Genomic DNA, 19,616 nt, shown 5'->3' on the forward strand with positions numbered 1-19,616 from the left:
GGCCCTTTCGGCCGCTGGTTCTTGGCAACTTCACTAACGCCAACCACCGCCGCCTTCCGCCTCGCCGCCTTTGGTCGGCGATTGATTGAAGGGCGGACGCAACACACCGACATATGCTTTGGCCTCGGTGACCTCGGCTCCGACGATAACCAATTTGAGGTGGTGCAGGTTGCACGAGAGCGCGGGATAAATCACTTGCGGGCCGTCAGGGGACCATGTCGGCAAAGCATAGTGTTCCATAAACGGCAAATCCCGCAGCGCGCTGATCTTCTCGGGGCGCGCCAGACCTGCTGATAGAATCTGGTTTAACGCGGATTCCCATGGTCGCGTTGAGAAGGTGTTTTCCTTCGCATATAGTTCGATGCCCAGCTTGGGTCCGACACCATCCGGCATCAGGTCGATATTGAGAGCAGGCTCGCCCAATGGGTCAACGTACTTTCGCCATACGGTCTCAACTGTTCCCAAGTCTCCGGGCCAGCCGATCTGGTCAAGCCAAGCGATCGCAGCGTCGCAATCCAGGTTGGTCAAGCACAGACGGGTGACAACGACGTCTCGGGCCCCCATCACACCCATCTGAAAGACAGTGGCGCCTTCAGGAAGCGCATCGGCAAATTTCGCCAATTGGCCGCTGTCGATGTCCAGTTGGAAGAAGCGGCGTCCAAGTTCAGGCAGCGCGTTGAGAAGGGCGCGGTCGATACCGTTGGATTGTCTGTTTGGGCCCCAAAACATGCAGGGTTGGTCAAGGCAGCTTTCCAACTGGTGCCCTTCGGCGCTTGCGCTGTCGACTTCAAGCCAGACATTGCCAAGCATTGGTTTCCACTGCGTCCCGTCCCGCCAGTCCAGCGCAAAGGCTGACAGAGCGTCCCAGAATGCCGACCGCTTCAAAACAGGAGCGGACGACGAGGATGGACGCCCCGACACATGGTCTCCGGCAAGTGCGCTGATCGATCCGTTGCCCTGAGCGACTTCCCAAAGAATGTCTGCGCGTGCAGCAGGATCGCCCAATCGGAGTTCAAGACCCCAAAACGGCGCCATCTCTGCTGGCAGTTGATCAGCCACGTGATAAAGCCGCGTCATGCCGGTTGTATCGACGAGCTCGGGACGAATACGTGGTTCGACCAATCGCAGTACATCGCCGATACTCTGGCAGTGTGGAGCCAGAGACCTTTTGGCGGCGGGCGTGGCTAGAACATCGTCCTCTATCTTGGATGACGTTGCAGAGTTGGAAGGGGTGGTCATGTCCCTGCTACCTCAAAACCATGTTTCGGGTCAGGAAAAGCCCGTCGAATGTAATCGGGACTGCGGTCGCGGTCGAGATCGCCGCAGTGATATCGTCCACCTGGCCTTCCACAGCATGGATATGCAAATGCGGTTCCGTCGAATTTCCCGAATTCCCGACGCGTCCCAATTCCTGTCCCGTACCGACACGGGTGCCCGCGTCGACAGTCAGGCTGCCTGGCTGGAGATGGGCCAGTAGGACGGTGATGCCGTCACAGGTGAGTAGAGCAAAGTTTCCGGCCGGTGCCTGCGGATTCGCGCCTCCGATAGGTGTTTCGGGCTGGTCGTCGCGCGTTGCAAGAATATCTCCCTCACACGGCGCAATCACCGGCATGCCAAAGATCGCGTAATCCTCTGGATCTGAAGAGGAAAGGGACTTGGCGCGCCGCCCATCGGGCCAGAGTGCTATCAAATCCACGGCATATTTCTGGCTCGGCGTAGTGAAATGGTGGTTCACGATGATCGATTGACCGCCCTGCATAACAGCAATGCGGTCACCACTTAGCGGCAGGGCCAGATCGACGGCATCGTTGGGCACATTTCCTGCTGTCAGGATTTGTAGAAGATTGGACAGGAACAAGGCTGTTGGCAAAGCAAATGCGATCAGTGAAACCCATCCGCCCCATCTGCTCGGGACATACTGTGTTTCAGCGGATTGACGGACCGGACATGACCAAATCGTTGAGGCAATCGCCAGAACAATCAGGACCCATCGCCATTGCGATCCGATGGCCAACCAAACGACGCCACCGAGAAACAAAAAGGTCGAAAAGCTCAACAACAGTGCCGAGCGAAAAAGCCAATCCGCCCAGTTTCGCGGTCGCCTCAGGGTAAGATCGATTGCAAACAGAAGCGGAAGGCCGAAGGTCAGGATCACGGCCAGCCATTGGCTGTCGATCATAGAAGCTGCCTCCGCGCCAGCGCTGCAAACGATCCATCGCGGGACATCAATTCGCTGTAGCGCCCTTCTTCGATAATCTTGCCGCCCTCCAGCATGATGATCCGGTCGGCATTTACAATGGTCGTCAAGCGATGTGCCACGACGATCCGGGTCAGGTTCTGTTTGTCGAGACTCGCGTTCACGATTGACTGGGTCTTGTTGTCCAGCGCGCTTGTGGCTTCATCCAGAATCAAGATGCGTGGTTTTTGCGCCATCGCGCGTGCGATCATCAACCGCTGTTTCTGTCCGCCCGAAAAAGTGCCTGCGCCTTCAGAAACCACGGTATGAAGTTTCATTGGCATGGCTTCGATATCATCTTCGAGCCCGGCGGCAATTGCTGCTTCCATCGCATCGTCCTGTGTCAGCCGCGTAGAGCCTACAATATTCTCGAAAATCGTGCCTGACGTGAGACGGCTGCCCTGCAGAACGACCCCAATCTGGCGGCGCACGGCACCAAGATTCAGCCCGTGCAAATCCTGCCCGTCAAAATAGACGCCGCCCGCTTCGGCTTGTTCGAAGCCAAGGATCAAGCGCAGGATCGTGGATTTTCCGGACCCGGATGCGCCGACAAACGCCACAAATTCCCCGGGACGGATTTTGATTGAGACGTTGTCAAGGACTGGAGGACCTTCCGGGTCATAGCGGAAGGTTACGTTGGACAATTCGATCTGACCTGTCAGTTCTCCCGGGTCGAGGGCATCGCTGCGTATCTCGGGCACCGCCTTGAGTATCGGGTCTGCGCGACGATAGAGCGGAACAATTTCGATGATCTGCGAAGCAGCGGCGGCGAAGGCCATAACTGAAGCGTTGAACTGACCCAGTGCTGCGTTGAAGGAGAGAAAATCACCAATGGTGAAGCCAGGACCGTCAATGCTGGAATCGTTCAGTTGGTAGTAGACATAAGCAAACACGGTGATTGAGGCAGCCACTGGAAACATCGCGTTGAACACCTCTTGACCGGCATTCAAACGGGACGCGGCATAGGTGTGGCTTTTGGTTTTCTGATAGAGCTTTGCCCAACGCGCAAAGGCGCGGCTTTCACTATTTGAACTTCTGAGCTTGGCGATTCCTGCAAGAAACTGGAACACCTGGCCTTCGATCTTGCCCATCGTTTCCAACGCAGCCTGTTTGTGCGGAATCATCGCCCAGGTGAAAAATGTGGTCACGAGAATGACGATCAGGATCAGCCCGGTGGCGACCAATGCAAGTTCCCACGAGTAGTAGAACAGCAGCGCGAAGGAAAAGAGTGAGAAAATAAGCGAAAATACGGACTGCAACGTGGCGCCCGTCAGGACTTCGCGGATTGAGTTGATGCTGTTGGCCCGGTCAGCCAGATCACCCGAAGTGTAATCTCTGAAAAACCCTAAAGGCAGCGCAAGCAGCCTGTCCCAGACAGCGGATTGAATGCGCCCGTCCATTTTTCCGGTCACGCGCAAAACGGTGAAGCCGCGGGTTATGTCAAAGATGAAGACGCCCAGAGCAGTCAGGATCAAAGCTCCGATGACCGCTGTGAACGTGTTCAAATCGGCGCGCGGCACCACGTCGGAGAACAGATAGCCAATTGAAACCGGTACGGCGAGGCCAAGCAAGCCGGACAGCAATCCCAAGCACAACACCAACCATAATTCACGCTGCATGCCGCGCAAACCAAAAGAGAGAACTTCTTTTACGTCCAACCCCTTCAATGGGAACGGCACATAGAACATGTAGGCAAAAGCATTTAGTTCGCCTGCATTTCGCCGGGTCAGTTTGGTGCGTGTCCCCGACGCCGGATCTATCATGACATAGTCGCCAGAGGCAGAGCTTGGCATTAGAGCGACGGGCTGTGTTTCATCCTCGTCTAAATACCCAACAAGCGCACCGACATCCGAACGATACCAATTATCACGCAGTGCGACGCGCCGCATACGCAGCCCCGACGCGCGCGCATACTCCTTGAGCTGGTCAACCCATTTTCGGTGTGTGCCGTGCTTGGGTTTCTTCGCCGCAGAGCCCTGGCTGCGCACAACATGTGAAAATGCAGTGAAAAGCAGGTCTTCGCCCGTGTCGGTGTCTCCGCCGGCCTCGGCCAAGTTCTCCAAGTCTGGGCGCAATACGCTGCCCAGCGTGGCCAGGGCTCCTGTAAAACGAACTTGTCGCTGTCCGAACCGTGCCGCGCGTATTTCGGTCGCCTCTGCGCGCGTCAGATCGATCTCTTCCTGGATGATCGGAAGGAAGTAGCGATGGAAATTGTCCATAGCTTCCCAGAGACCGCCCAAGAACAGAAGCGTTGGCGTGTAGGCGCAACTGATCGTGCAGTCGGTTCCAAAACTGATCCAGCTCTGATCCGTTATCGGAACCGCTACACCGCCTTGCTGCAATTGGCACTCGTCGCGATCCAGAAACTTGGCTTCGCCGTCATCCAGCGTGCCCCAGACCACATCCTGAAACTGCGCGCAGGCGTCAGTGCCTGCTGAGAACGCCTGAGCGGGTTCCGCTTCAAGCACGAGCGCGTTGCGCGGAATTCGGTTCTGGACTATCGAGCGCGACAACAGCCCGACCCAAGTGTCGATCCAGTCCACAACGATAATGTCGAAATCGTCGCCCTGAACATCTGCGGCGTCGCCTTCGTAAAGCTGCGTACCCATGGCTGCCACGGCCCGCAGCGCCAGCCGATTGCCATTGGGCAGATCAAGGCTGGGTACACCAAACAGTACTGCACCGGGGCCGACATGCATGACGTGCCGCCCGGTCGAAACCACCTGATCTCCCGACATCTCGATGGCGTAGACGTCGATGTAACCCACCAGCACGAGCCAAATTTTTGACGTGTCTTCGATCAGGAAGGGGCGGTGCCCGCCCACCGCCATACGCGTGCCGGTGATCTTTCCCAGCAGTTCGGCGTCAAAGGCGTCATGAGTTTCGGTCTGGGCCATGTCCGTTTGTGTCATGCTCTCAAACCTCCTATTCCGCCTGCATCAGGCTGCGATAGGGCCCGTCCTGTTCGATCATTTCTTCATGAATGCCGCGCTGCACCGCCGATCCCTGGCTCAGCACGATGATTTCGTCGCTGTCGCGGACAGTCGAAAGCCGATGCGCCACAACCACGCTGGTGCATCCGCGCCGTCGGACATTGTCGTCGATCTGTTTTTCAACAATCGGATCGAGCGCCGCGGTCGCCTCATCCAACACGAGGATCGAAGGATTAACTGTAAGAGCACGGGCGATTTCGACGCGCTGGCGTTGCCCGCCAGAAAAGTTTGAACCCATCTCCGACACCTGTGTGTCATACCGTCCGGCGCGTGCTTCGATGACGTCCAGAATGGCGGCATCGCGTAGCGCGTTCACAATGTCACGCTCCTGCACCATTGTGTCCCACATCGACAGGTTGTCGCGTAACGATCCTTCGAACAGGAAAATCTCTTGATCCACGGTCGAAAGCGATTGTGAAAACACTCGCTGCGGGATCTCGTTAAGGGGTTTGCCGTCAAACAGGATATCTCCGCTCCATGGCGCATAGAGCCCTGTAATCAACTTGGCCACCGTCGATTTTCCGCTGCCAGATCCACCGATCAAGGCCACGCGCTGACCCGGTTCAATCACCAACGACAGCCCGTTGATCAGAGGGGGGCCGGCTTTTGAGTAGCCAAAGACGACGTCGCGCAATTCGATCCGTCCGTTCAATTTCATGAGGGCCGCTTCGGCTGGCGTTTTCTCGTCCTGCACGCCGGACCGTGGATCGAGCTCGTGGTTGAGAACGTCATCGAGGCGCGCAAGATCGCCTTTGATTTCCTGCAAGCTGCCTGCGAGGTTGACCATTTTCTCGATCGGGCCGGTGAAGCTTCGCATCAGGCTCTGGAACGCGACAAGCATGCCGATGGTCATCGCCCCGTCCATCACCCGAAGCCCGCCGAGAAACAGTATCGCCACGGTGATCAGGGCTGACACCAATACAGGCACCGATCCGAGGATCGTCGAAAAGAAAGAAAACTCTTGCCGGGATGCCAGATACTTGGCCTGGTACCCAGACCATCTGGAAAAGAAATCATCCTCTTGACCCGATGACTTCAGAGTTTCCATAAGCTGTATGCCGGCAACGGACGTGCCCGCAAGCTTGCCCTGATCTTGCATCAGCCGACGACTGCCATCTTCGCGCACCCGATTGAGCAATCTGAGGACCAGCACGTTCAGCAGAGCAAGCCCTGCACCAACCATCGCCATGATCGGATCAAAGGCGTACATCACCGCCAGATAAAAGATTACAGTCGGAAGTGAGGCGAGATTGGTTGCCAACGGGCCGGACAACAGTGTGGCCACGCGGTCATTTGCCGTTACGCGTGACAGGATGTCTCCGGCAAAACGCTGGTCGAAGAAACCCTGGGGCAGTCGGAACACGTGCCACAGAAAGGCCGATGCCTGCGTCAAGGCAATCTTGGTGTCCAGTCGCACCAGTGCAATCTGCTGCAACCACGTCAGCGCGCCGCGCATCAGCCCGGTGAGTGCCATTCCGATAAGCAGAGGCATGACCCAGTTATCGAGGTTCTGAATCAAGATTTCGTCGACGAAGATCTTTGAGAAGACCGGGATGACCAGCCCTGGGATGACCAACGACAAAGTGGCCAGCAGCACGAAGGTCACGGCGGTTTTTGAACTGCTCAGACGGCGGAAAAGACCAGCCAGGTCCTTGGGACGCTCACCACCCTTTTTGAACTCCGGCCCGGGTTCGAATTCGAGTACAACGCCCGTGTATCCTTCGTCGAACTCTTCAAAGCTCAGCGTACGCGGACCCATCGCCGGGTCGTTGATGTGAACTTTCTTTCCCCGGATGCCTTCCAGGACCACAAAGTGATTGAAGTTCCAGAACACGATGCATGGCATCTTGACGTCGAGTAGCTTGGGCAGACTGTATTTGTAGCCCTTTGCTGTCAAACCATGCCCACGCGCAGCCTTCAGAACGTTCGACGCTTTCGAGCCATCACGGCTCACGCCGCATTCGGTCCGCAAACGTTCAAGCGGGACATAGCGCCCATAGTAGCGCAGGATCATTGCCAGAGCGGCGGCGCCACATTCTACGGCTTCCATCTGAAGCACGGTCGGGACAGACTTTCTGCGTCCCTTTTTGCGAGCTGCTTCCTTGAAGGCGAGCAATTCCTTGTCAGCGCTCTGATCGTCTGAGGCGTTGGATTGGGAACCGGAAAACACGTCAGATCAAGCCTTTTGCAGAAGACAGAGTGCAGCGCGAGAAGGTTTGGTGGGATACATCAGAGGCCTGTCCATTCACGCAGCAATGGGATTACCATCTCAATGGGGCGCTGGGTGCGTACGGTCACTTCCCCTTCGGTCAGTGTGCCAGAGCGCAGTTCAAGCCCGGCACCTCTGTCAGATGTCCAGGCATAGCCAGAAACTGAATTCGGATCCCGGTCGAGTCGCACGATCGCCCTGTAAGGCGGGCCCGAGGCGGAAAACTGCCGCACAAGCTCGCTGTTGCGCAGCACCGCCATCATGCCATCGACGGTCGACGGGAAGCCGGACACCTCTGTGACTTGTCCACGAATGGTGCCATATTCCTCACGGGCTGCTGTCAGCGGCGAAATCTGAACCTGCATACCTGGTTCTACCGATTTGCCGTCGGATGGACCGACATACAAAACCAGCTCAAGGCTGTCGCCGAGGGTTTCAAATGACAGCGCGGCCTCGCCGCGGCCTAGAAGCTGACCGGCCGTGGCCTGCAATTCAGTTACGCGACCGGCAGCAGGGGCAATGATGACCGAGCCGCGCTGTAACTGGCTTTCGATCGCGGTTTGCCGGCGTTCGGCTTCGGCGACACGCTGCTGCGCCTGCTCAATCCGATCGTTATTGCTTGCCAAGGCGTCGAAACGGCGCACTTCTATGTCGGACAATACCTGCCGCAGCTCGCCCAGTTCCTTGAGGATGGAGTCAACGGCGAGTTGGCGTTCAAGAACGGCGTCATTTGTGGCACGACCGCGTTCTAAAAGATCTTCGAATTCTTCCAGACGTTCGCGCGCATTTTTCAATCGCACCTCGGCGACTGTCACCCGCTCATTGGTGGCGTCTATCTGCTCTTGTAGTGCATCGTTCTGCAACTCTGACTGCCGTTCCACATCTGACTGAACTCGATTCAGCTCACTCTTTGCCTCATCGACGGTCGCAATCGTGTTGTCCAACTCGATCTGCAGATCCCGCTGGGAAAGGCGCGCAACGATCTGATCCTTTTCGACGAGATCGTCGATAGAGACCTCCAACCTTTCAACGATACCGTCGGCCTGCGCCACAGCATCAAAGACGCGTCCGCCTTCGATGATCAGGATGCCATCACCTTTTACGCGGGAGGGCAGTGAGCCTAGAAAACTCCAGACGACGGCCGCGGCGAGCATGGACATTAGCATCAACATGGCGAGCCACGCTTTGCTGTCCGTTACCGGAACCAACCTGTCGAGCTGCTCTGGAGAGGCAAGCCGGTCCATCGCACTTTTGCGGAAGATATTCTTGCTCATCGCTCACGTCCCGGTGTTTTTGCGGGCCCTTTTCCGGATTTCCTACGGTTGTCCGCCACGCTCCGGTTCGGTTGACCCTTTGATTGAATTCTCTGCGGTGAAAACCGTTCCGTCAAGAGATTCATAAAGCGTTTCGCGGGCGCTATCGACTTTTGACTTCAAGAGGTTCCTGATCTCATGGCCTAATACCGAGCCCACAACTCTAAGTTGATGTTGTGAAAGGAAATTTGTCTCATTTTGGGGGAGCAGCGTCATCGGCTCGTGCAAGGTATCTTGATAGCGCTCGTCCGGTTCAAGGCGCGAATTTAGTCGTCCCAGAGTTGGAGACAGCCTGTCCAGCATCGCGGCCTGGACGCATTTTGCGGGGTAGGCCGCGTGTGCAGTGACTTCTGGCAACGCACTGCAGAGCGCGTCTGAGAGGATGCGGCCGCGCCGGCCGATTTCTGTATTCAGTGCCAGTTGTAACTCCGTTTCCGCGCGGGTCAGGCCCCGATTGATTCTTGGGGCCCTTGGAGCATTGAGGTCTTGTGCCTCTAGGCCAAGCCAATCTGCCAGGCGGTCTGTAAGATGCGCCTTGTGGCGGCTGTAGTTGAACAATTTGATCGATACATTCAGTTGATCGTCATAAGCGTCCAGAAATCGCAGTACGAGATCGGGTACGGTGTAAAGTTCAAAGAAACGCTCTAACGGGGCCGTCCCGCCTGCGCGTTTCACATATTGCATCCAAAGCGACGCCGCGTGCGAAACAGGGTCTCGGATCGCAAGCAAAATGGAAACTTTGTCATAACCAGCTTCGATGGCCAGCTGCCCCAGACGCTCCGGATCCGAGGCTGTTGCGAGTTGTGGAAAGAACTCTTCGCTCGACAGGATCAGCCCTCGGTCGGGGCGGGGGCGGTCTAGCAGTAATGCCTGCATCGCCTTCGGGGTTTGCGCCGCCACGAGGCCATTGCCCTGACCGATTTCCGCGTTGTCTTCTTCGTTCTCCTGCCAAGAAGGCGGCGGGTAATCATAGCCGTGCCGTGCCAACACAGATCGATTTTCCCTCAGAAGTGCCTGTAGAAAACTGGTGCCCGTCTTGGAGTGGCCTATGTGCAGTAAGAGTCTTGACATGGGACCTTCTGAGCTTGCTAAGAATACCAGGTGGCGCCGTGTCTTCAACGTAACCGCACCCTCAATGTACTGGGAAGTAAAGGTGATTTACGATGCTTGAGCAAGCACCCAATGCGTTGCGCGTCGCAGGTGTAACAGGCGCAGATGCGGAGTGCCTTCTGGCGACGCTTTCGCCGCCGTTTGAAGGCCCGAACAAGGCTCCGGATTTCCCATTGCCGGACGAACCCTTTGTGGAAACATGGGATAGTTACGCGAGCAGCCCGGACATCTGGTTGAAATTGTCGACGTCGCTCCCACAGCTGCGCTTCGAGATTTCAGATATGCAAGGTCAGAACCCCGCCTATCTGGCCGCGACCAAACGGGGGGACCTGTCTTTGGCACCAGACCCCGGCGAGGGTTTGCAATTGGAAGCGCCACAGGCTTTGAAGGTGACGCTACATCAGACAGCGGCCGGGCGAATACCCGTTCTCGAGCCTGCTACGCGATCAGATTTTGAAGCTCTCCTGCGCGCATTCTTGTATCGCAGCGAACCCGTTGCTGTGCCCAGCAGTATGGGGGCGGCTATGGTGTCAGGGTTCAACAACTGGGACCGAATAGCGCGGCTCAGGGCAGATTGGCTTGCCGACGGCAACTCCGAGTTTGATTGGACAGCGTATTTCCGGGCAGAGATTGTGCCCAATAAACCTCTATATCAGGATCGGTTCATAATCCTGTCGCGCGGAACCTACAGCAACGTGACCGCCGATGATTTGCCCGGTGGTCAGGAAAAGGTCCTGGAGTTATCACGGGTGATCCGGCTGGAACATGAATGCGCTCATTACTTCACTCGGCGTGTTTGCGGGCAAATGCGCAACGACCTGTATGACGAGTTGTTGGCTGACTATGCTGGTCTTGTCGCCGCGACCGGTCAGTTCGATGCAGAGTTGTTTCTGACTATGATCGGTCTGACACCAGACCGCGCGCTTCAGCCTAAGGCCCGCGCCCGAATATACCTTGACCAGAATCTCACGCCCGCTGCCGAACGCGGCATGCTGAGACTGCTTGCCCATGCGGCTTCAGTGATGGAAAGGTTGCATCAGGATCATGTCGTACCGCGACTGGGCGCTTCGCCAGATCTCGGGAAGGTTTTGCTTGCTCTTTCAGCATTGTGCTTCGAAGATTTCGCAGCAGACGACATAGAACACCGTTTCATCCAAGGCCTCGACTGGGCGTGCGTTTCCTGACGGCCGACCGAAGCGTACGGAGATTTTTTGCGGCGTCGCGTGGTGGCATCAATTGACTTTTGGCTGGTTAGCCTGCCAGTTTAGCGCGAACCAACAAGAGCAGTTAAAGCCATTAGGCTACATGGGAGCGACCGATGGAGATTAATGTCATCCAGCATGACGGCTACGCGCAGCTGGTTGTTACTGGCCGTATCGACAGTTCAACCGCCCCTCAGTTCGAAGGCGCACTTATCGCCCAGCTTGACGGGGCGGCGACGTCGACGCTCGTGGATATGACAGCCGTTGATTTCGTAAGCAGTGCGGGGCTGAGAGTATTCCTGATGGGCGCAAAAAAAGTCAAGGGAACTGCTGCGGAGATGATCCTCTGTGCGATGAATGACAATATTCGCAACGTCTTCAAAATGAGCGGGTTTGATCGCATTCTGTCGATTGCCGACAGCCTCGAAGACGGTGTGGGCCAAGTCAGCAATTAGAGGGTTTGCGCGGCGATGTATATCCCGCGCCCACTTCTGGCAGCACTGTCGAACGCTGCTCTGCCTCCGCTGATGGCGGTTCAAGTCACCCTTGCATCAAGCTTGGCCGAGCAGATGTCCGGTGTTTTGATCTTTGCCGTGTTTTGCCTGTTCTTCCAGATCATGCTGCCGCGCACGCCGCCATGGGACAGGTGGATCATGCTGGTCAGCGGGGTCGCCATGGCAATGGCCATTTTTGCACAACCCGACTTGCCGGTTGGCACGTGGTCTGACGCTTTTGTAGGGCTGTTGATCGGCCTGCCAATTGGTGTGTTTTGCTTTCTTGTGAAACGCCAGCGACTTGCCGAGGTGGCCGAATTGCATTTGCACAGCCCGGTATCAGATGGCCGATTTCTGGTCATACAAGGTGGAGCCAGCCGATTTTTGAACCATCACCTGAAATGCTTGAATGTTCCAGATCTTCGTGGCCAGTCATACGGGGTCGACATTGTGGCTGCGGGGCTGCTCGGTCTGCAGACGCGCAGGGTCTGGCCGCGAGGTGTGGATGATTTCTGGATATATGGGCATCCACTGTTATCACCGGTCACAGGGCAAGTCAGTGCCGCGAGCGACGGCGCCGACGACCAAGCGCTGGGAGCTTCGGATCGAACCGGCCCGTTGGGAAACCATGTCTGCATTCAGTATGACGATCCCGAAATTGGCATGGTCGAGGTTTGTCTGGCACATCTTCGCAAAGGCAGCGTTTCGGTTGCGAGGGGGGATGTGGTCAAGATCGGCCAGCTAGTGGGTGAAATTGGCAATTCGGGAAACTCCTCGGATCCGCATCTGCATATTCATGCGCATCGGCCTGACGGATCTGGTAACCCCCTGAGCGGTGAGCCGATACCGATCAGGTTCCAGGGCGTGAGCGCGTTGAGGCGCAATCGAGTTTTCACTATTCCGGCTTAGAGTCAGGTAGGCATTGCCAAGCTGATCCTGGGGATCGTCAAGGTGTTGGCCACAATCCCAAATGCCCCTAGCCCGAACGATGATCAGCCAAATTCGCTAGCCTCGTCTGACGGGCTATCGTTTTCTAAGATCCATCATTTCCAATGCGGTCTGGCCTTCCCATCGCCTTGCGCTCAGTCTGCGCAACGACGAGGATCTGCTTGCCGAGCAAGCGATCATGGTGAGTTGTGAGACGATCCGGGCGTCGATCATCGAGCCCATTAGGTGTCGAATACCCGCATCGAAGGATCGCTCAGACCATCCGCGATCTACGCAACAACGTGGTTTTGACGCAGACTTGTGACCATTGACGTTGTTAAGGTCAGTGAGTGAATGACTGTTGGGTATATCAAGTCGAAAGCCAGTTCATGATTTCCCTGACGGATAGGGGAGTGTTACGAGTTTGGTCGCTGTTTTCCATATAGTGGATGCACGCACACTGACAGGGGGCGCACTGCGTACAAGTATGACGCCCGGCTTTTGCAGCATAAGGTGCAGGCATGAGATGGCCAGCCTCTGATCTGCTAAAAGGTTGGCGCCGCGCTCTGACAGCTTGGAACTTAGCCCCCCGATATCATTGATAACGTTCATCAATCCTGTATCGCGGGCGGCTTGTAGGATCTGATCATCTGATGGTCTTGTCCGCAAGCCCAAGGTCACTGCACGGCGCATACTTCCCTTCAGGATCAATGGCCGTTCGGTGACAATCCCCACACAGCGGCGCAGGCTGCCCGGCGATAGGTTGGAAATGTCCTTTCCGTCTAGTTTGAGCTTAACATCCACGAGTTTGGAATTGCCTGTAAAAGCGGTTTCGATTTGATCCATCAGTGTCTTGGACACAGCCTCGGTCTGCCCCGGAGCCAACTTCAGAGCAGGTCCGTGATGAGACGTGACTTCTACTGAGACTGGTTTCCGACGCAGGCGGCTTTTGGAGTTCGTTCGTGTAGACAAAGGACGCTGTAGGGCGCGGATAAGTTTGTTGTGAGCAATGTGAAACCTTGCTGCCTGATCGCCGGACGCCATCGCATTGCGCAATGGTCTGATCATCAGCCCCAGCGTTGCCAGAGCGGCCGCAATTGTCCCGGCTGGCATGCCTTCAAGCGCGCCAATCCACATGATCAGGCTGGCCGCGACGGCTGCCGACACCTCTGGGACAGCTTTTCGGACCTCAATGAGGCCATACAAGCCTCGGGCGGTCTCGACGACCTGGGTTGCGCGGCGAGATAGCAATTTTGACTCAGTCCTCCGGCGCCCCAATGCTGCTAGTCGGGGTGCAATCGGCAGGCGTTCGGTGACATCTGCGGCAAGCCTCGCGCGGCGCTGGCGCAACGTCCGATGTGCACGCACCAACCTGCGTTGTGACAGAGGTACCCAAATCGCTGTGGGCAGAAGGGCACAGACCGCCGCCCATGCAAATTGCTTGTCCAGGTAGATCAGAACGGCGGTGGATACGGGCAACAGAACCGAGGCCTGCACCAATCGGGGCAATCCAAGGCTGGGCCAGCCTTTCAGTGCAGTCAGATCGCCTGTGAACCGCAGAACGTGATAGCCTAAGCGCTTTTGGTTCAGTTCGTTCTGGTCGCTCCGACTGGCGTGATCGAACAAGGTCAGGCGAATGTCTTTGGCAAAGTCCTGCCCCAAGTGTTCAGCGAGTACCCGAATGGTCAGCTGCATCACAGCCGCGCAAGCTCCCGCGGCGCCAACCAATGCTATCTCTGCTACGGGTAGTCCCGACCCGGCATGCAGCGCCACAAAAACCCTGCGCGTTGCCACGGCGACCGTCACGAAAGCCACCGCCTGCAGAAGGGTCGAAATCAGGACCCATCCTAGCAGGCGGCGTCTTAAACCAACAAAAAGTGCGGGGGGGTTCATGCCGCCAGGGCGGATCGACCCATCAGGGTACGTGCCGCCAGTGTGTTGGCATAAGCCGGATCAAGCAGCTGACCCTTTGTCAGCACTTGAACACCCGTCGCGATTTGGGCCTCGTTCACGGCCATGGGCGAGCATGACAGCATCCCAGTCAAAGCAATTGGACGGATCCCGTTGCGATCCAGTTCAGCGACGCCGCCCGCAGCCGCAACGGCATCTGAACATGCGAATAGATATTTTGAGAACCTGCTGCGTGCTGAGGGTGTCGCCAGAATGGCGGCCGTTTCCTGTTGGAAAATGCCATCTGCCAGCTCCATCACTGCGATGTTGCAATCGCGGGTCTCAGCCTCGCTTAGCAATGTGTCTATGCCTTCAACGATCCTGTGCAAGGGCTCCTTATAGGTGGTGACCATGCCCGCATCGGTAAAATCAGCGACATAAGATGCGCCAGTATCGGTGTAGGCATTGTAGTCGCCAAATGCGCCCGTGCCTGTCCCTTTTAGTACCGCAGCCTGCCAACCCGCCTTTGTCAGCCCATGGGCAAGCGCCGCCGTTGCGGTTGTCTTGCCTGAGTTCATCGAGGTGCCAACGACACAGATGACCGGGATTTGGCTGGTTGTGGTCGGTTTGGCCAAAGCGAAATCACGGGTGTTTAGAACGGTTCCGTCCTTGGATGTGATACGCCCCAAAGGTTGAATACGCGTAGGGGGTTTGATGCGCTCATTGCGCTGCACCATCCGCCCGATACACCCACCACCAGCAAGCATGTCGCTACATTGTTCATCAATCTCGGCAAAGCCTTCAAACTGATCGGGGGCATACCGGGCTCCGCACGGCAGAACGACCAGATCGCCTGGGTACAGGGTCGAGGGGCGCCCCTCAGGCAGCTGGATGCGCCTGTGGTTGCCGATCGACTTTACACGACCGAGGATAAGATCACCCGGTTTTGTCTGCGAGAAATCATGGCACAATCCGCCAGCAAGATTCGGATCAATGCGGCGTGTTGCAAAGCACCATTTCGCGGTTTTGAAACTGCAGTTTTTCATAGTTAAACTCCTGTAAGTAAAACGTTTTAATCGCCACACACCAGTCCGGTTAACCCCACTGCCGCGCAGTCTGAAAAGCTGTGGGCACATCCCGGAAGTTCACACAGCGACAGGTCAGCCGTGACACCGCGCGCATCAGCCGCGGCGCGAACTGCTTTGCAGTAGTAACGCGCACGCGCCAACCGGTGGCGTCCCTGAACATCATCGATGCACGGCTCTTTGCGTAAGGCTTCATCCCGGTGATGATCTTCGGCACCGACGTAGACCCGCAGTTTCAGGGCAAGAAAGTGCCTCAGTTGATTGTGCGCCAAAGCCGGAATGTTTGTTTTCAGATCCGTTTCTGACGGGGCCAGCCCCATCGGAAATGGCTGCGTCAAATCAGGCAGGCAATACCAGCCAGCAGCAGCGAGGTGCAGGGCCGCCACCCGCTGCGGGTACAGCATTGCAAACCGGTGTGCGAGCTGTGCGCCGCCGGAATAGCCGAACATCTCAACCTTGTCTGTTCTTGCCAATCCCATCTGCTTCACCAGGGCGAGCAGGGCAAGAAGCGCACGATCCGGGCGGTAACCGCCGATCCGTTGAAAATGCGACCAGTTCTCTCTCGTGAACAATGGAGTAATCAGAACCTGGCCTTTACTCGCACATGGCTCTGAAAATGCCCCGGCAACCCCTGCGGCGTCGCGGGATATTCCGTGCAGCGCCACCAGAGGTGGCATATCCGGGGAACATGTATTAGGGACGCGGATTTCGGCGTGTAGCTGGCGGCGTCCTGACCAAACTGAGACTCTGGTCACTGACATCGGTCTTGAAACGGGCATGACATCCATAGCGGTATCGAGCATCCTTGAACTCCTGATTGCTGTCTTGCTGGTACAACGGCTCAGGCGGCGGTCTATTCCAAAATTTTTAAAGGCGCGGAGCAAGGGTGGTTACAGGGCGGCACATAAGCCAGTCTCTGTATCGAGCGTCTGTTGGCCATCCCGCGGTAGATTTTTATGTTTCCGATCTTTTGGAATAAACTCTGTCCTGATCCGTTGTCGGGGGACACGACATGAGACAGGAGTGACTGCATGACAGACCGGTTTCGAAAAGACCTGGTCGCGCTGGTGCCAAAACTGCGTCGGTTTGCACTGACACTGACAGGCAACAAACCGGACGCAGATGATCTGGTGCAGTCAGCTTGTGTGAAAGCGTTGAAAAACGTCGACCAGTTCCGTGAAGGGACGCGTATGGACAGTTGGATGTACCGAATTATCCAAACACTTTGGATTGATGATCGCAGGCGCGCCAAAACCCGCGGGACCGCGTTGGATCCGGAGGCCGCCAGTTTGTCTGATGAGGGGCGGGCAGCGCGTTTGCCTGAGGATAGGATGATGCTGGACATGGCGCGGGTTGCCATGGGGGCGTTGCCCGAAAAGCAGCGTCTCGTTCTGTCACTCGTGGCGATTGAAGGTTTGAGTTACAAAGAAACCGCCGATGTGCTTGAGGTGCCAGTCGGCACTGTCATGAGCCGTTTGTCGCGGGCCAGGGACGCTTTGCTACCGCAATTGGGGATGTCGAAAGGACCGATGCAATGAGTGCTGAAACCGTGTTAGACAAGTCCCGCCTCGCCGCGTTTGCCGATGGAGAGTTGTCGCCGGAAGAGGCCGCAGCGGTCGTCTTGCATCTGGCGGATCATCCGCAGGATCAGTCCTATGTCGACAACCTTATGGCCGCTAACGAAGCGCTGTCCGAAGCCTTTGCTGAGCCGTTGGATGAACCTATCCCTCAGGCCGTTAAAGACACTTTATTGGGCGAAACAAAATCGGCCCAAATCTTGCCGTTTCGCGCGCGTCCGCGCGTCTGGATCGGGGCGGCTGTTGCAGCCACATTGGCCTTTGTGGCGGTGACGGGGTCCCATCTGCTAGTACCGAGTGCCGCGCCAAACCTGGCAGTTGGTCCAGTTGAAAGTGGCTCAGGCCTGGCATCGGCTTTGCGCCGTTTGCCCTCGGGGGTTCCCGAAAAAACTGGTGTGAATCAGGAATTCATGATCCTTGCCACGCTTCCGACGGCGGATGGTTTTTGCCGCGAATTCGAGATCATCAACCGCCCAGATCAGCGTATTGAGCTTGGCATTGCCTGCATCGCCTCTGACACATGGGTGGTCGAAGTCACCCTGTCAGAACCACTTGCGGCGTCTGGAACCGAAGATGGTTTTGTGACCGCAAGCGGGGCCGAGATGCAGGGGCTCATGCCATTTCTCGACCGGTTGGGGGCAGGCGAGGCGCTCGCTCCCTCGGAAGAAGCGGATTTGATTGCACAGGGCTGGCGGCCTTAGCACAGCGATGCTGCGTTCAGCAGGCCAGCCCCAAAAACCTCATCCACGCCGGGCGAGCCCAGGTCTCGGGCCGATTGCCTCAAGAATTCGCGCACCTGTTCAGGGGACAGGGTTTCGTCCTGTGACAGCAAAAGAGCCACCGCCGCGGTAACAAAAGGGACCGCGAAAGACGTGCCTGATTTGAGACGTGCACCGCGTATCGACGTGGCCGATAACATATTCACGCCGGGTGCCGTCAAATCGATATGTGCCCCACGCTGCGCCTGACGGTAAATGCGTGCCCGGGCGTCCACGGCAGTAACGGCCAGCACAGGTTCATAAGCGGCGGGAAAGGCCGGTTTGCCCGATGGTCCAGCGTTGCCCGCGGCTGCAACCAGAACAATTCCATCTTGCTGTACCAACTGATTGACAGCCTCTTCAAGCAAGCTGTTCTCCGGACCGGACAGAGAAAGATTGATCACGCGTACACCACGGGCTTTCAACGCATCAAGGCCGCGCAACAGCGAAACCAGATCGGCCCGATCATCCGAACCCCTGCGGGAAAAGACATCAACCGCAATGATCTTGGCATCATGAATCAAACCGGGAACCCGGCTGTTTGGATTGCCAATCATCAGGGATGCAACCGCGGTGCCATGGATCGCCTTAGACGGTTCAAGAGATTGGTCGGAAAGCTTAATCAAATCCAGCTGCGCTGCAGCCATGATCTCATGATCCGAATTAATTCCGGTATCAATCATGCCCACGGGAACGCGAACGGAACACGTATCGCTGGCCCTTGTGATGTCTGGCCACTGGATAATGTCCCAGGCGGCGCAGTTTTCGTGAAGACAGGGCGCTGAAACGGCCACGTTTGTTTCGCCTTGTTCAAACCTATAATAGTGATTGAAATCTGCGGTGCTGACCGACGGTAGGGCTCTGACCCGGTCCCGAGCGGCCTCCAATGTCAGGTCCGTTGGCGTCGTCAAACGTGTAAGAACCTGATTGAACGCCCCTAAGTTTTCCGTCGCTAAAACCACAAATCCTTCTGATAGTAGCTGTTCGATGTCTTCGGTGGACGCATCTGATACCACGACTTCTGCGGGTGCGCGTGACGGAAGCACAACGCGCGCAGGAGGTGGTGCTGGTTCTGCCGGTTGCGGTGTGTCGGTCAGCCGCCGCAGCAGCGATCCGAGCGGATTTTTCCACGAAGAGGCCCGGCCATTTCCCGAGCCACCAGTGCTCTGGCCCATTTGGTCGTCATCGTCATCATCATCCCCATCGTCTCTGTCATCCCCATCGTCGTCATCATCAGCCCAGGCGGCAAAAACCAGCGAGGCTTGCCACTCCATAGGCAGTGCCAGTTGCAAAGGGATCAAAAGGCTGGCGACTATTAAAACCTGGAAGAGTTTTATCGTTGGCATTCTCATATCGACTTCCAACTCCGATTATACATGTTTCGGAAAGACAACGATGTAGAGGGTGACTTATTCCATATTAGACTCTTAAAACACTCAGGTGGATATCATGTCCCTGATATGGAGTCTTCTGGATCAACACGAGGTCGCTAAGGAGACATTAGCCCGGTTGATTACGCCTTGGCTGCTCGGTTCATGGGGTGAAATGCGAATGGCGGCAATTCTCGCTTACGCTGGTCAAGAGATGGGCAGCGTTGTAGCGACTGAGATATTGGTACCAGCGTTGAAATCAAAACGTCGGACGACGCATTGCGGATGGGGCAGCTGCTAGATTTTCCAACGAATGAGCCAAGACGGCTCTAAACTCGGACAGATTGTGACCAGCGGGTTGGTTAAGTGGTTGGATCTCCATTGGCATTTGGCCTGAGGCGAACACCGCATGGCCATCATTCATCCCACGGTGTGTGTTTTGGGGTTATGGC

Annotated in this window: 15 protein-coding genes and 1 pseudogene; 6 read left to right on the forward strand and 10 right to left on the reverse strand. The window is 56.6% G+C overall.

The features are described 5' to 3' along the window. Window positions 1–33: 33 nt before the first annotated feature. The 6 genes from Q1B13_RS21570 to Q1B13_RS21595 are packed head-to-tail and all read right to left on the reverse strand — an operon-like array spanning window position 34 to window position 9,822. Window positions 34–1,239, reverse strand: coding sequence for a hypothetical protein (locus tag Q1B13_RS21570; RefSeq protein ID WP_299083804.1), 1,206 nt, complete (start codon window positions 1,237–1,239; stop codon window positions 34–36). Between the two features lie 7 nt (window positions 1,240–1,246). Continuing rightward, window positions 1,247–2,179 carry a peptidoglycan DD-metalloendopeptidase family protein gene (locus Q1B13_RS21575; RefSeq protein ID WP_299083801.1) on the reverse strand — a complete coding sequence of 311 codons (933 nt, stop codon included), beginning with the start codon at window positions 2,177–2,179 and terminating at the stop codon, window positions 1,247–1,249. Beyond that, window positions 2,176–5,148 carry an NHLP bacteriocin export ABC transporter permease/ATPase subunit gene (locus Q1B13_RS21580; RefSeq protein ID WP_299083798.1) on the reverse strand — a complete coding sequence of 991 codons (2,973 nt, stop codon included), beginning with the start codon at window positions 5,146–5,148 and terminating at the stop codon, window positions 2,176–2,178. Before Q1B13_RS21580 ends, Q1B13_RS21575 begins: the two co-directional genes overlap by 4 nt. Before the next feature lie 13 nt (window positions 5,149–5,161). Next, window positions 5,162–7,399, reverse strand: a complete 2,238-nt coding sequence (locus tag Q1B13_RS21585) for an NHLP family bacteriocin export ABC transporter peptidase/permease/ATPase subunit (RefSeq protein ID WP_298934732.1) — start codon at window positions 7,397–7,399, stop codon at window positions 5,162–5,164. A gap of 59 nt (window positions 7,400–7,458) precedes the next feature. Then, the gene (locus Q1B13_RS21590) at window positions 7,459–8,712 is read right to left on the reverse strand and encodes an NHLP bacteriocin system secretion protein (RefSeq protein WP_299083795.1); all 1,254 of its coding nucleotides are present in this window, start codon (window positions 8,710–8,712) and stop codon (window positions 7,459–7,461) included. A gap of 42 nt (window positions 8,713–8,754) precedes the next feature. Next, entirely contained in the window at window positions 8,755–9,822 is a 1,068-nt protein-coding gene (locus Q1B13_RS21595; RefSeq protein ID WP_299083793.1) for a hypothetical protein, read from the reverse strand. Window positions 9,823–9,914: 92 nt separating this feature from the next. Here Q1B13_RS21595 and Q1B13_RS21600 point away from each other — a divergent pair, with 92 nt between their 5' ends. From Q1B13_RS21600 to Q1B13_RS21615, 4 genes and pseudogenes are all read left to right on the forward strand, one after another. Next, a complete protein-coding gene (locus tag Q1B13_RS21600; RefSeq protein WP_299083791.1) occupies window positions 9,915–11,045 on the forward strand; it encodes a hypothetical protein in 1,131 nt (376 codons plus the stop codon). Window positions 11,046–11,179: 134 nt separating this feature from the next. Then, a complete protein-coding gene (locus tag Q1B13_RS21605; protein WP_298934736.1) occupies window positions 11,180–11,518 on the forward strand; it encodes an STAS domain-containing protein in 339 nt (112 codons plus the stop codon). 15 nt (window positions 11,519–11,533) lie between these two features. Further along, entirely contained in the window at window positions 11,534–12,466 is a 933-nt protein-coding gene (locus tag Q1B13_RS21610) for a M23 family metallopeptidase (protein WP_298934737.1), read from the forward strand. Between the two features lie 106 nt (window positions 12,467–12,572). Next, window positions 12,573–12,707: pseudogene (locus Q1B13_RS21615) on the forward strand (IS6 family transposase); the annotation flags it as partial. Window positions 12,708–12,871: 164 nt separating this feature from the next. Here Q1B13_RS21615 and Q1B13_RS21620 read toward each other — a convergent pair. Genes Q1B13_RS21620 through Q1B13_RS21630 form a run of 3 tightly spaced genes read right to left on the reverse strand, consistent with a single transcriptional unit; the run spans window position 12,872 to window position 16,262 of the window. Next, a complete protein-coding gene (locus Q1B13_RS21620; RefSeq protein ID WP_299083787.1) occupies window positions 12,872–14,377 on the reverse strand; it encodes an ABC transporter ATP-binding protein in 1,506 nt (501 codons plus the stop codon). After that, window positions 14,374–15,420, reverse strand: coding sequence for a DUF1611 domain-containing protein (locus Q1B13_RS21625; RefSeq protein WP_299083785.1), 1,047 nt, complete (start codon window positions 15,418–15,420; stop codon window positions 14,374–14,376). The genes Q1B13_RS21620 and Q1B13_RS21625 overlap by 4 nt, the downstream gene beginning before the upstream one ends. Window positions 15,421–15,446: 26 nt before the next feature. Beyond that, the gene (locus tag Q1B13_RS21630) at window positions 15,447–16,262 is read right to left on the reverse strand and encodes an alpha/beta hydrolase (RefSeq protein ID WP_299083783.1); all 816 of its coding nucleotides are present in this window, start codon (window positions 16,260–16,262) and stop codon (window positions 15,447–15,449) included. 228 nt (window positions 16,263–16,490) lie between these two features. Here Q1B13_RS21630 and Q1B13_RS21635 point away from each other — a divergent pair, with 228 nt between their 5' ends. Further along, window positions 16,491–16,997, forward strand: a complete 507-nt coding sequence (locus Q1B13_RS21635) for an RNA polymerase sigma factor (RefSeq protein ID WP_298934741.1) — start codon at window positions 16,491–16,493, stop codon at window positions 16,995–16,997. Continuing rightward, a complete protein-coding gene (locus tag Q1B13_RS21640; protein ID WP_299083780.1) occupies window positions 16,994–17,737 on the forward strand; it encodes an anti-sigma factor in 744 nt (247 codons plus the stop codon). The genes Q1B13_RS21635 and Q1B13_RS21640 overlap by 4 nt, the downstream gene beginning before the upstream one ends. On the opposite strand, the gene Q1B13_RS21645 is transcribed toward Q1B13_RS21640, so the two are convergent. After that, window positions 17,734–19,146, reverse strand: a complete 1,413-nt coding sequence (locus Q1B13_RS21645; protein ID WP_299083777.1) for a S8 family serine peptidase — start codon at window positions 19,144–19,146, stop codon at window positions 17,734–17,736. The two genes, Q1B13_RS21640 and Q1B13_RS21645, sit on opposite strands and share 4 nt — an antisense overlap. Between the last annotated feature and the right edge of the window lie 470 nt (window positions 19,147–19,616).

It is taken from the genome of uncultured Ruegeria sp. (genome assembly GCF_947489545.1).
GTDB lineage: Bacteria > Pseudomonadota > Alphaproteobacteria > Rhodobacterales > Rhodobacteraceae > Ruegeria.